Source organism: Azonexus sp. (assembly GCF_041909095.1).
Lineage (GTDB): Bacteria > Pseudomonadota > Gammaproteobacteria > Burkholderiales > Rhodocyclaceae > Azonexus.
This window is the reverse complement of record NZ_JAYREB010000007.1, coordinates 132,133-145,213: the sequence shown is the minus strand read 5'-3', so window position 1 is coordinate 145,213 and position 13,081 is coordinate 132,133. Positions and strand designations below refer to the sequence as shown.

At 65.3% G+C, this 13,081-nt stretch carries 7 protein-coding genes and 2 riboswitches; of the genes, 2 read left to right on the top strand and 5 right to left on the bottom strand.

The genetic code is table 11. The annotated features are described in order from the left end of the window. Positions 1–78 precede the first annotated feature (78 nt). From ACE3OV_RS13775 to ACE3OV_RS13760, 4 genes are all read right to left on the bottom strand, one after another. The gene (locus tag ACE3OV_RS13775) at positions 79–1,206 is read right to left on the bottom strand and encodes a ribonucleotide-diphosphate reductase subunit beta (RefSeq protein WP_374327871.1); all 1,128 of its coding nucleotides are present in this window, start codon (positions 1,204–1,206) and stop codon (positions 79–81) included. Between the two features lie 16 nt (positions 1,207–1,222). Beyond that, entirely contained in the window at positions 1,223–2,845 is a 1,623-nt protein-coding gene (locus ACE3OV_RS13770; RefSeq protein ID WP_374327869.1) for an adenosylcobinamide amidohydrolase, read from the bottom strand. A 75-nt stretch (positions 2,846–2,920) separates the two neighbouring features. Continuing rightward, on the bottom strand, positions 2,921–3,730 hold the full coding sequence (locus ACE3OV_RS13765; RefSeq protein WP_374327867.1) for an ABC transporter substrate-binding protein: 810 nt from the start codon (positions 3,728–3,730) through the stop codon (positions 2,921–2,923). A 109-nt stretch (positions 3,731–3,839) separates the two neighbouring features. Next, positions 3,840–6,605 (bottom strand): ribonucleoside-diphosphate reductase subunit alpha, encoded by a 2,766-nt coding sequence (locus tag ACE3OV_RS13760; RefSeq protein ID WP_374327866.1) that lies wholly within the window; start codon positions 6,603–6,605, stop codon positions 3,840–3,842. Positions 6,606–6,761: 156 nt separating this feature from the next. Beyond that, positions 6,762–6,960, bottom strand: a riboswitch (cobalamin riboswitch). Positions 6,961–7,220: 260 nt separating this feature from the next. Here ACE3OV_RS13760 and ACE3OV_RS13755 point away from each other — a divergent pair. Beyond that, on the top strand, positions 7,221–8,858 hold the full coding sequence (locus tag ACE3OV_RS13755; RefSeq protein ID WP_374327865.1) for an acyl-CoA synthetase: 1,638 nt from the start codon (positions 7,221–7,223) through the stop codon (positions 8,856–8,858). Between the two features lie 37 nt (positions 8,859–8,895). On the opposite strand, the gene ACE3OV_RS13750 is transcribed toward ACE3OV_RS13755, so the two are convergent. Continuing rightward, complete coding sequence (locus ACE3OV_RS13750; RefSeq protein ID WP_374327863.1) at positions 8,896–10,779, bottom strand: ATP-binding protein; 1,884 nt, start codon at positions 10,777–10,779, stop codon at positions 8,896–8,898. Positions 10,780–10,908: 129 nt separating this feature from the next. Continuing rightward, positions 10,909–11,115, top strand: a riboswitch (cobalamin riboswitch). A 101-nt stretch (positions 11,116–11,216) separates the two neighbouring features. Here ACE3OV_RS13750 and ACE3OV_RS13745 point away from each other — a divergent pair. Then, entirely contained in the window at positions 11,217–13,079 is a 1,863-nt protein-coding gene (locus tag ACE3OV_RS13745) for a TonB-dependent receptor domain-containing protein (RefSeq protein WP_374327861.1), read from the top strand. The last annotated feature ends 2 nt before the right edge of the window (positions 13,080–13,081 follow it).

The window sequence follows — 13,081 nt, the reverse complement described above, 5'->3', positions numbered from 1 at the left end:
TGACCGACAAACCGTTTGAAGTAGGTTCCCTTAGCTATCGCAAAACAAGGGAATCAAACAGTCTGCAGTCGCCCCCACTCAATCCCAAGCCAGCGCCCCACCCGTCTGGTACTCCGTCACCCGCGTCTCAAAGAAGTTCTTCTCCTTCCTCAAATTAGCCTGTTCATCCAGCCAGGGCAGCACGTTTTCGGCGCCGGGGAACGGTTCTTCGACGCCCACCTGCCGCGCCCGCCGGTTGGCGACGAAGCGGAATTGCTGCACGTGCAGGTCGGCGTTGTAGCCGAGGATGGGGTCGCGCAGGATGTAGCCGGCGTAGGCGCGTTCGGCGGCTTCGGCTTCGTCCCATAGCTCGCGCAGCGCCTGCGGGTCGAGTTCCAGGCTCTCTTCCTTCAACAGTTCGCGCACGACGCGGATGCCAAAGGCGCAGTGCAGGACTTCGTCGCGCATGATGTATTGCAGTTGCTCGGCGGCGCCCTTCATCAGGCCGCGCCGTTGCAGCGCGAAGATGGGCGTGAAGCCGTTGTAGAACCAGCAGCCTTCGAAGATCACCGCGAAGAAGAAATAGGAGAGCGCGAATTCGTGCAGGTTGGCGCGGTCGGAGAGGTCGAAATCCGAGCGCAGTACCTTTTCCAGCCGCCGGTTGGCGAGCGCGATCTTGCCGTGGATCTGCGGCACGACGCGGTAGCGGTTGTAGATTTCCTGCTGGTCGAGGCCGATGCTTTCGATGCAGTGCTGGTAGGTCCAGGTGTGCAGCGCTTCTTCATAGACCTGGCGTGCCTGGTAGATCTGCAGTTCGGGCGCGCTCATTTTCTCCATGACCGCCAGGCCGATGTTGCGCATGGCCAGGATGTCGGAGGTGGTCAGATACGCCAGCACGTTCTCGAAGACGTGGCGCTCGGCCGGGCTGAGCTTGTGGTGGTAGTCGTGCACGTCCTGCGCCATGCTGATTTCGAGCGGCGTCCAGTGGTTGCGGTTGGCCTTGAGGAAGAACTCCCAGGCCCACGGGTACTTGAACGGCGCCAGTTGGTTGATGTCGGCCTTGCCGCCCACGATGCGCTTGTCGGCGGCGTTGATTGGCGCCAGCGCGGCGGCGGGCAAAATGCTGCGGTCGACCTCGATTTTTGGCGCAATTTTGGCGTCGACCGCAGGATTTTGCGGTGCGGCAGCGGGGGTTTCCCAGTCGTCGAAGCGGTAGGCAGCATTCATGGCATGAACCTCGTGGTCAGTCGGTGCGGACGGACCGGAAGCGCCGGTGGCGATCCCAGTCCACGTAGAAAATGCCGCCCTCGGCGGCGGTGAAGGTGTAGACGCGGCGACCGTCGACGGAGACGGCGCTTTCGCCGCGCGAGAAATCGAGTTCCGGCTCTTTGCCGCCGCGATTGACGACGACCAGCGGCAGGCCGGTCTGGCGCGAGCGTTTTTCCCAGACGTCGCCCGGCCCCATGCCTTCGACCGGCGGCCAGTTGGCCGGCGAGAGCAGGATTTGCGCGCCGCGCGCGGCGAGCTGGGCAGCCGGTTCCGGGCGCCAGGCGTCGGCGCAGATCAGGGTGCCGACGCGCAGGCCGTCGACGACGAAGGGTTGCCCTTCTCCGCCGGCCACCGACCAGGCTTCGGCGCCGCCGACCGGGCGCTGCTTGCGGTAGCTACCGAGCAGCTTGCCGCTGCGCTCGATGACAGCGACGCTGTTGTGCAGCTTCTGCGTCGCCGGGTCGCGCTCGGCGAGGCCGACGAAGAGCGCGACGTTATTGTCGCGGGCGACGGCGCTGAGGCCGTGCAGCCAGTTGCTCGGGAAGGGATGCACCCAGTCGCTGCCGATGCGTTTGTTGAAGTTGTAGCCGGTTTCGGCCAGTTCCGGCGTCACCACCCAGTCGGCGCCGTGGCGCACCGCCTCGCGGATGCCGGCTTCGATGCGGGCGCGGTTGCCGGCGATGTCGCCGGGCACCGGGTCGAGATGGAGCAGCGCGATGCGCAGGTCGCCGGCACGCTTGGCCGGGCCGGCCGGGGCGTCGCCAAAGCGGCGCGCGCCGGGCAGGTAGTAGCCGTTCTGCTTGCCCAGCGCCTCGACCACCGCCGCGTAGGTGGCCTTGCCGATCAGCTCGCCGATGCGGCTGTGGCCGCCGGTGTAAGTGGCGCGCGGCGCGGCGCTGCCGGAGACGACGATGATGCTGTCGGTGCCGGTGCCGGTGGCCTGCACGTCCTTCGTGTAGCTGCTCGCCACCTTGAGGTCTTCGAGCGCCGCCGTCTTGCCTTCGGTGACGGTGATCAGGGCGCGGGCGAGCGCCGCGTCGCTGAGTTCGATATTGCTCAGCACCAGGATGTTGATGGTGCCGGCTGGCTTCTTCTCGTCGTCCAGGCCTTCGATGTAGGCGCCGCCATCGACGCCGGTGCGGATGGCGTTGCTGCGCGCGCCGGCGGTGGCCAGCACGCTCACCGTCAGCGGCCCGTAGCTGCGCGTGACGACGGCGATGTGGTCCATGTCGGCGGCCGTGGACATCTGGGCGACGGCGGCCGGCGGCAGTTCCAGTTGCGCCGCCAGCGCATCGCGCACGCCCAGCGCGTAGCCCTTGCTGTCGCTGCCCAGGCGGTGCCAGAGGAAGGGATGGGCGGCGTGGTTGATCGCCGCGCGGGCGCTGAGCATGCCATCGCTGGTCGACAGCACCCGCCGCTCGCCGGCAAAGCGGACGAGCAGCGTCTTCTCCCACAAGCCATCGCGCTCGCCGCGCCGGACTTCGGCACTGGCGCCGAGTTCGGCCGGCAGATCGAGGTCGGCGGCCGGCGCGATGGCGGATCGCGCCAGCAGCAGGAGCAGGGCCGAACGCAGCAACAGGGCGAGCAAGGGTTTCATTGCAGTCTCTCGTGACACGAAAAGGCGGCAAGCTTAACCCTGGAAACCCGTCCCGGCTTCATCGCGCGCATGGCGTCAGGCACCGAAGTCGGCCATCGTCCGGCGCAACTCTTCCAGCCCCTTGAGCAGTTCCGGGCCGGGATGGGTGAAATGCTCGCCGGTGAGCGGCAGGATGGGGATGCCGGGTTTGGCGATGGCCGGATTGCAACTGCCGGCTTTGGCGTTCTGCAGGGCAAAGAGCAGATCGGGCCGGCGCTCGCTGATCCACGCCGCGACATCGCCTTGCGGCGTCTGCGGATTGAAGTTGCGGATCTGCTCGTGATCGGCGACGACGTCGAAACCGGCGGCGGAAAACACCTCGAACAGTGTGCTGCCGCGACCGAAGGAATACGGCGCCTCGCCGCAGGCGGACAGGATCAGCACCCGGCGCTGGCGGCCATCGACGCGCGCCGCGGCCTGCCGCCAGTCGCTGGAGAACTGCGCGACGCGAGCTTCGATATCTGCCACCCCGGCCGCCTGCCCGACCTCGCGCAACATCGCCTCGACCCCCGCCATGCCACGAAAACCGCCGACCCGCACGGCCCGCGCACCGGGCGGCGTCGCCGACTGAACGGTTGCCTCGCCGGTCCATTCGGAATAGATGACGACATCGGGCTCAAGATCGGCCATCGCCGCCGCGTCCGGGTCCTTGACGCCGCCGGTATGGGCGAGCGGCAGCCGGTCGTAACGGCTGACGCCGACGATGCAATCGCCCCGCCCCAGCCAGTCCAGCGCCCGGCTGATATAGGGCGACTGGCTGATGATGCGCGGGCAATCGGCCGCCTGGGCGAGATTGGCGAGCAGCGCGAGGCCGAGCAGAAGGCCGGTTTTGATGGAGGATTTCATTGGCAGGCCTCGCACTCCGGGTTGTGGCTACGGCCGCTCGCCTTCGCTCGCTTAACCCGGCATGCCGGGTTAGCCTGCGCCGCAATCCGTCGAATAAGCTTGGCTGGCTTCATTGGCAAGCCTCGCACTCCGGATTGTCGATCGAACAGAACTTCGGCGCTTCTTCGCTCGCCGGCGCATCATCGCGCCCGCCCGCCTTTTCCGCCTGGCTGGCGCCCAGCGTGCGCAGGTAGTAGGTGGTTTTCAGGCCGCGCTTCCAGGCCAGTTTGTAGATTTCGTCGAGTTTTTTGCCGGAGGGCAGCGCCAGGTAGAGGTTGAGCGATTGCGCCTGGTCGATCCATTTCTGGCGGCGGGCGGCGGCTTCGATCAGCCATACCGGGTCGATCTCGAAGGCGGTGGCGTAGCGGGCTTTCAGCTCGTCGGGGACGCGGTCGATGCGGGCGAGCGAGCCGTCAAAGTACTTGAGGTCGGCGACCATCACTTCGTCCCACAGGTCGAGCGCCTTGAGATCGCGGACCAGGGCTTCGTTGACCACGGTGAATTCGCCGGACAGGTTGGATTTGACGTAGAGGTTCTGGTAGGCCGGCTCGATGCTGGCCGAGACGCCGACGATGTTGGAGATGGTCGCGGTCGGCGCAATCGCCACGCAGTTGGAGTTGCGCATGCCGTGGCGGGCGATGCGTTGCTTGAGCGCGTCCCAGTCGAGGCAGCTGTCACGATTCAGTTCGACCGCTTCGCCGCGCCCGGCTTCGAGCAGCGCGATGCTCTCGTGCGGCAGGATGCCGCGGTCCCACAGGCTGCCGGTGAAGCTGGAGTAGCGGCCGCGCTCCTGCGCCAGTTCGGTCGAGGCCCAGTAGGCCTGGTAACAGACGGCTTCCATGCTGCGGTCGGCGAATTCGACGGCTTGCGGCGAGGCGTAGGCGATGCCGAGTTGGTACAGGCAGTCGGCAAAACCCATGATGCCCATGCCGACCGGCCGGTGGCGCAGGTTGGCGTTGCGCGCCTTGGGCGTCGCGTAGAAGTTGATGTCGACGACGTTGTCGAGCATGCGCATGGCCGTCTGCACGGTGCGCGCGAGCTTTTCCTGGTCGAGCTGGCCGTCCTTCAGGTGCGCCAGCAGATTGACCGAGCCGAGGTTGCACACCGCCGTTTCGGCATCCGAGGTGTTCAGCGTGATTTCGGTGCACAGGTTGCTCGAATGGACGACGCCGACGTGCTGCTGCGGCGAGCGCAGGTTGCAGGCGTCCTTGAAGGTGATCCACGGGTGCCCGGTCTCGAACAGCATGGTCAGCATCTTGCGCCACAGTTGTACGGCGGGAATCTTCTTGTGCAGCTTCAACTGGCCGGCGGCGGCCCTGGCTTCGTAGGCTTCATACGCCTCGACGAAGGCGCGGCCGGATTTCTCGTGCAGGTCGGGCGTATCGACCGGCGAGAACAATGTCCACTCGGCGCCGGCGATCACGCGCTGCATGAACAGGTCGGGAATCCAGTTGGCGGTGTTCATGTCGTGCGTACGGCGGCGCTCGTCGCCGGTGTTCTTGCGCAGTTCGAGGAATTCCTCGATGTCGAGGTGCCAGGTTTCCAGGTAGGCACAGACGGCGCCCTTGCGCTTGCCGCCCTGGTTCACCGCCACCGCTGTGTCATTGACTACCTTGAGGAAGGGAATCACGCCCTGGCTCTGGCCGTTGGTGCCCTTGATCCGGCTGCCCAGCGCGCGTACCGGCGTCCAGTCGTTGCCCAGGCCGCCGGCGTATTTCTGCAACAACGCGTTTTCCTTGATGCTCTGGTAGATACCTTCGAGGTCGTCGGCCACCGTGGTCAGGTAGCAGGAAGAAAGCTGCGAATGCAGGGTGCCGCTGTTGAACAGGGTCGGCGTCGAGCTCATGAAGTCGAAGCTGGAAATCAGGTCATAGAATTCGATGGCGCGCGCTTCGCGGTCGATTTCGTTCAAGGCCAGGCCCATCGCCACACGCATGAAGAAAATCTGCGGCGTTTCGATACGGCGACCGTCGATGTGCAGGAAATAGCGGTCGTACAGCGTCTGCAGGCCGAGATAGCCGAACAACTGGTTGCGCTCGGGCTTGAGCGCGGCGGCCAGGCGGTCGTGGTCGTAATCCTTGAGGCGCGGGTCGAGCAGTTCGGCAATCACGCCGCGTTCGACGAAGACCGGGAAATAAGCCGCTTCGACGTCCTCATCCTGCGCCGCTTCCGGTCCGGCCGCCTCGTCGTTCAGGCTGGCCAGCAGCAGGCGAGCGGTGGCGTAGTCGTAGCCGGGTTCGCGCTCGATCAGCGTACGCGCGGCGAGCACCAGCGCCTGCTTGACGTCGGCCAGCGCAACGCCGTCGTAGAGGTTCTTCAGCGCGTGGTCGAGGATGGTGCGCGCCGAAACGCCCTCGCCCAGACCGGCACACGCCGTTTCGCAGGTTCTCAGCAAGCCGGCGACATCGAGCGGCCGACGCTCGCCATCGACCGTCACATGCAGTTCCGGCACGCCCTGGACTTCGGCCAGCGCGGCGCGCTCGGCGGAACGCCGTTCGCGGTAGAGCACGTAGGCACGGGCAACGTCGTGTTCGCCGGAGCGCATCAACGCCAGTTCGACCTGGTCCTGGATGTCCTCGATATGCACCCTGCCACCGTCCGGCAGGCGGCGGGTCAGCGAGCGAACGACGGCCTCGGTGAGCTGGGCGACGACTTCGCGCACCCGCGAAGAGACGGCGCTCTGGCTGCCCTCGACGGCGAGGAAGGCCTTGGTCATGGCCACCGAGATCTTCTCGGCGTTGAAGCCGACAACGGCGCCGTTGCGGCGGATGACCTGGAGGGCCGCCGTGCTGTGGGCGGAAAAATCGGAAAGACGGGCTAGGGCGTTGGCGGACACGACGATTCTCCGGCATGGGGGGCGGAGAACCGGGACAGCGTGCGCCGGGCAAGACGAACGCCGCCGCGGGCAAAACCCGTTGCGACCTGCGACTCACGAACGAAAACCGGCTGCGACACGCTCATACCTTTCGCCAGGGACACCCCGCCCCATCGTTGGTTGGAAGGACGTTGCGGCAGGTCTCCTGGCTCTCGGCTCGACGCTTTCCACCGCCTTCCCGGTACGAAACCAGTGGCAAAGATGAGTGAAAAGCTCGCCGATGACAGTTGCGGGGGCAGCCCCGGATTCAAGGTCACAGACCTTTCACCGGATTCCCTTTTGATCCCTTGCGGGAACCATCAACGCGGCGAAGTCTAGCTTTGCGTCATCGCCGCGTCAAGGCGAAGGCACCATATTTAGTAGCCAACCCGAAAATTTTCACTAGCCGTAGTAACCAATCCCCATGACATTGCATGAATTAATTTATCGTAATTTGCTTCACAATGATTAACAGCAACAATTCGTTGTTTATTAAACGAATTTTTGCATTGCAACAATCGAGTATGTTCCGCTATAAATCGCATTTTACTAATTATTAATTTTTGCCAACCCATCAACGCACGCAGGAGACAGCACGTGACCCACCCGTACGCCCATGGCCTCGACAAGAATCCGGCCAACTACGTCCCGCTTTCCCCCCTCACCTTTCTCGAACGCTCGGCCTTCATCTACCCGAAGCGGATTTCGGTGATCCAGGGCGAGCAACGCTACACCTGGAAAGACAGCTACGCGCGCTGTCGCCAGCTCGCCTCGGCGCTGCAGCAGCGCGGCATCGGCAAGGGCGACACGGTGGCGGCGATGCTGCCCAACAGCAACGCCATGTTCGAATGCCATTTCGGCGTGCCGATGAGCGGCGCCGTGCTCAACACCCTGAACACACGCCTCGACGCCGAAGCCATCGCCTTCATGCTGACCCACGGCGAAGCCAAGGTACTAATCACCGACCCGGAATTCTCGGCCGTCATCAAGGACGCCCTGGCCCTGCTCGAAGGGCCGAAGCCGCTGGTCATCGACAGCCTCGACCCCGAGTTCACCGGCGGCGAAGCGCTCGGCGAGATCGACTACGAAGCCTTCATCGGCAACGGCGACCCGGAATTCGCCTGGGAACTGCCGGCCGACGAATGGGACCCGATCACCCTCAACTACACCTCGGGCACCACCGGCAACCCGAAGGGCGTCGTCTATCACCATCGCGGCGCCTACCTGAACGCCGCTTCCAACATCATCTCCTGGGGCATGCCGCCGCACTCGGTCTACCTGTGGACGCTGCCGATGTTCCACTGCAACGGCTGGTGCTTCCCGTGGACGCTGGCCGCCAACGCCGGCACCAACGTCTGCCTGCGCAAGGTCGATCCGGCGCTGATCTTCGGCCTGATCAAGGAACACAAGGTGACCCACATGTGCGGCGCGCCGATCGTCTACGGCATGCTGATCAACGCCCCGGCCGTACTCAAGGAAGGCATCGAGCAGACGGTCAACGGCCTGATCGCCGGCGCTGCGCCCCCGGCGGCGATCATCGAGGGTGCCCAGAAGATGGGCTTCAACATCACCCACGTCTACGGCCTGACCGAAACCTACGGCCCGGCCTCGGTCTGCGCCAAGCAGCCGGAATGGGAGCGCCTGCCGATCGACCTGCAGGCCGCCCGCAACGGCCGCCAGGGCGTGCGCTACCACATGCAGGAAGCGATCGCCGTGCTCGACCCGGTGTCGATGCAGCCAGTGCCCTGGGATGGCGAGACGATGGGCGAAATCATGTTCCGCGGCAACCTGGTGATGAAGGGCTACCTGAAGAACGAGAAGGCCTCCGAGGAAGCCTTCGCCGGCGGCTGGTTCCACACCGGCGACCTGGCGGTGGTGCATAGCGACGGTTACGTCAAGATCAAGGACCGCTCCAAGGACATCATCATTTCCGGCGGCGAGAACATCTCGTCGCTCGAAGTCGAGGACGTCCTCTACCGCCACCCGGCGGTGATCGCCGCCGCCGTCGTCGCCAAGCCGGACGAGAAATGGGGCGAAGTGCCGGCCGCCTTCATCGAACTGAAGGCCGGCGCCGCGTGCGCCGAAGCCGACATCATCGAGCACTGCCGCGGCCACCTGGCCCGTTTCAAGGTGCCGAAGCAGGTCGTCTTCGGCGTCCTGCCGAAGACCTCGACCGGCAAGATCCAGAAATACGTTCTCCGCCAGCAGGCGAAATCGGTGCTCGCCATCGAGTAAGCAGCCAGGCAAGGGCCGCCGCCGCGGCCCTTGCCCTTCACACGGCAGCGGCCTTGCTGAGGACCACGGTGAACCAGAAGGTACTGCCCTGACCGAGGCGGCTTTCACAGCCGGCATCGCCGCCCATCAGCCGGGCGATCTTGCGGGTGATCGCCAGACCGGCGCCGAGCCCGCCGTACTGGCGCGTCGACGAGTTGTCGACCTGTTCGAAGACCTTGAACAGGCGCTGCTGGTCGGCTTCGGCGATGCCGATCCCGGTGTCCTCGACCGCGAAACGCACCAGCACCGTCTCCGCCTCCTGCGCCAGCACGCTGCTGCGGACGGTGATGCTGCCCGAGGGCGTGAACCGCAAGGCGTTGGCCAGGTAGTTGTGCAGCGCCAGCTTGATGTAGGCGACATTGCCGAACAGCCCGGACGGCATCGGCGCCGCATCGACGATCAGTTCCAGTTGCCTGGCCTCCGCCTCGCCCCGGATTTCCTCGACCGCGTCGCGCATCAGTTCGTCGCCATCAAAGGGCTGCCTCGCCAGTTCGAGCTTGTCGGCTTCCAGGCGGGTCAGTTCGAGCACCGCGACAATACTACCGGTCAGCTTCTGACAGGCCGCGTCGATCTTCTCCAGACGTTCCGACTGTTTCGCCGACAGGGGTTCGCGGCGCAACAGCGTCAGCATGCCGATGATATGGTTGAGCGGCGTGCGCATCTCGTGGCTCATGTTGGCCAGGAAGGCATTCTTGGCGACGTTGGCGACTTCCGCCGCTTCCTTGGCCTGGGTCAGCGCCGCCATCGCCCGGCGGCGACCGCGCGCGATGTGCAGCAACAGGCCGACCAGCAGGCTCTCCAGGACCAGCAAGCCGATCACGCCGACGATCTGCCAGCGATGGCTTTCCCAGAGCGAGACCGGCCGGTTGATGATCACGGCGCCGGGCGGCAGATCGACCTCGCTGACGCCGAAGCGCTGCATCACCGGGTAATCGAAGATGTCCCGGGTCGGCGTGGTCATGACCACCGGAATGCTGTCGGCCGGCGTTCCGTCGAGGACACGCAAGGCCATCCCGACCATCGTCCGTCCCTGCTCGTCGGGCGGGATGATGTGGCCGCCCAGAGCACCGTTACCGAGATGGAAATCCCAGAAGGTGTAGGCGGGAAACGGGCTGCCGGCGGTGATCCGCCGCCCGTTCTCGGCCGGCGACAGGCTGCGGCTGCCGCTCTTGTCGCTCACCTGACCGCTCAGAAAAAGCAGGCTGTCGGCCGGCAGCTTGGCCAGACGCTGGTGGACTTCCTCGATCGAGGCATCCTTGAGGACGACCACATCGTAGCGTTTGCGCAATTCGGGAAAGACGGATTCCTCGGCCACTTCACCAATGCGCTTGCTGCTGGCATCACCGGTGGAAACGATGAAAGCCAGGGTGCGGGTGCGCGGATGCACGCGGAGCGCCATATTCACGGTGTCGCCAATGGCAATTTCCTCATTGACGCCGGTGATGTTGGCGATCCCCTCGATCACCGCCGGGCGGAAATTGTTATACCCGCCGAAAACGATCGGCCGCTGCGGAAACAGACGATCGCGATAGCGGATGGCGAAATCGAAGGCGGCATTGTCGGCGACCACCACCACATCGGGCTGGTAATCGGCGTACTTGACCGCCATCGCCTGGGCCAGCGGTTCGATCTGGGCGCCGTAGCTGAAGCGGCGGCTGTCGAGGTACTCGACCGAGAGTTCGATTTTCCTGCCGGAAGCGACGAGGCGCTGGCGGAACCCGTCCTCGATGCCGTCGCTCCACGAATAGCCGCGATGGTAGGAATTGATGAACAGGATGCTCGCTTCCGGCGGATTCGCCGCCTGCGCGCCAAAGCCTGCCATTCCCGCGAGGAAGACGAGAATGGCGGCGCACGAACGCAGGATGGCGGGAAAAGCTGGCATGGGCTCGCGGAATGATCGATCCTGACGGGCATCATAGCTCAGTGCCGCGCGGCCATGCGCGCCGCGCACAGCCACAGTGCGTTTCGACCAGTTGCATCGCCCACGCGCCGTCGCGCCTCCCGCTCCGCTATAATTACGCCCGTTTCAGGTGCCGCTCGCGAAATTCCTCGCGACGGTGAAACGGGAAAGCGGTGCGCCTCCGACGAGGCAATTCCGCTGCTGCCCCCGCAACGGTAAGCGAGTGCGGGCGCGCCATCGAGCCACTGGGTTGATCCCGGGAAGGCGGCGCGTCAAGACTTGCGAGCCCGGAGACCGGCCTGTGACGCAAGCGGAAGTGCCACGGGGTGGTGGCGCCGGCTGATTCAGCCCATCTCCCCCGTGCACTTTCTTTTCATCACACACCGGCATGCGGGGACGCCTGCCGGCAGGGGAAAATCATGCACATCCGTCTCAAGCCCGGCGCAGCGCTGCTGTTGCCGCTATTCGCCGGCAGCGTCCAGGCTGCCACCGATCTCGACACCGTCGTCGTCACCGCCACCCGCCAGGAAAGCCGCATCGCCGAAGTGCTCGCCGACGTCACGGTGATCGACCGCGCGGAAATCGAACGCAACGGCCAGGACACCGTGACCGAGTTGCTCGCCCGGCAGCCCGGCATCCAGACCGCAAGCAACGGCGGCCCCGGCACCACGACCAGCTTCTACATCCGCGGCAGCAACTCGAACCAGACCAAGGTGCTGGTCGACGGCATCGCCATCAACTCGGCCGACCTCTCCGGCTCGCCGCTGCGTTTCATCCCGCTGGCCGACGTCGAGCGCATCGAAATCCTGCGCGGCCCGGCGGCCACGCTCTATGGCGCCGACGCGCTCGGCGGCGTGATCCACATCATCACCCGGCGCGGCGCGCCGGGCCTGCGCGTCGACGGCTTCGTCGGCTACGGCAGCGACAACACCCGCGAAGCCAGTGCCGGCGTCAGCGGCGGTGACGAACGCTGGCGCTTCCGCGTCGAGGCCAACCACCGCGCCAGCGACGGTTTTTCGGCGCAGCGCCACGCCAGCAACCACGATGCCGACGACGACGCCTACCGCAACACCGGCGGCAGCGCCGCGCTCTCCTTCATTCCCGCCGCCGGCCACGAAATCGGCGGCACCTGGCGGCGCAACGACGGTGTCGTTCACTACGACAGCGGCAACCAGCCAGCCACCGGCGATTACGACGACCGCGCCCGTTTCACCACCGAACAATGGCAGCTCTTCAGCCGCAACCGTCTGAGCGATGCCTGGACCAGCCGTCTGCAGTACGGCGAAGCCGAGGACCGGCAGAAGTCGTATTACTGGGATGCCTGGGCCTGGCCGGTGGCACTCGAAGTGGTCACCCGGCAGAACACGCGCAACCGGCAATTGAGCTGGCAGAACGACATCACGCTGCCGCTCGGCAAGCTGCTGCTGGCGGCCGAACGCCACGAACAGGAAATCAGCCCGGCCAGCGGCTACGCCAGCCGCCCGGAAGTCGACAACGACTCCTTCCTTGCCGGCTGGACCGCCAACCTCGGCGACCATAGCTGGCAGCTCAACGCGCGCCACGACGACCATTCCGAATTCGGCGGCGAAAACACCTGGGGTGTCTCCTACGGCTACCGCCTGAGCCGCGAACTGCGCGCCCACGCCAGTTACGGCACCGCCTTCAAGGCACCGTCGGTCTACCAGTTGTTCATGACCTCGCCCTGGGGCAATGGCAACCCCGACCTCAAGCCGGAGAAATCGCGCAATCGCGAGATCGGGCTGAGCTGGGACAACGGCGTACACGCGCTGAGCGCCACCTGGTACCACAACCGGGTCAGCAACCTGATCGACTGGGTTTCCGACCCGGTCACCTGGGTCGGCACTTACGAGAACGTCAGCAAGGCCCGCCTCGAAGGCGCGACGCTGAGCTACGCCGGCCATTTCGGCGTCTGGAACCTGCGCGCCAGCTACGACTGGCTGGATGCGAAGAACACCGACAACGATTTCGAACTGGGCCGGCGCGCGCGCAACAAGGCGATGCTCGGCGTCAACCGCAACTGGGGACCGCTCGAAACCGGCGTCGAAGTGCTCGGCGTCGGCAAGCGCTACAACACCAACACCGAAACCGGGCGCATGGGCGGCTACGGCCTGGTCAACCTGACGGCGCGCTACGCGATCAACAGCGAACTGGCGATCGAGGCCCGCCTGAACAACCTGTTCGACAAGAAGTACGAAACCGTGCTCGGCTACAACACCCCCGGCATGAACGCCTTCGTCGGCCTGCGTTACAGCCCGAAGTAAGG

Bases quoted from the DNA above. Each gene is read 5' to 3' on its own strand.
- ACE3OV_RS13775 (WP_374327871.1), bottom strand. From the start codon at position 1,206: ATGAATGCTGCCTACCGCTTCGACGACTGGGAAACCCCCGCTGCCGCA.
- ACE3OV_RS13770 (WP_374327869.1), bottom strand. From the start codon at position 2,845: ATGAAACCCTTGCTCGCCCTGTTGCTGCGTTCGGCCCTGCTCCTGCTG.
- ACE3OV_RS13765 (WP_374327867.1), bottom strand. From the start codon at position 3,730: ATGAAATCCTCCATCAAAACCGGCCTTCTGCTCGGCCTCGCGCTGCTC.
- ACE3OV_RS13750 (WP_374327863.1), bottom strand. From the start codon at position 10,779: ATGCCAGCTTTTCCCGCCATCCTGCGTTCGTGCGCCGCCATTCTCGTC.
- ACE3OV_RS13745 (WP_374327861.1), top strand. From the start codon at position 11,217: ATGCACATCCGTCTCAAGCCCGGCGCAGCGCTGCTGTTGCCGCTATTC.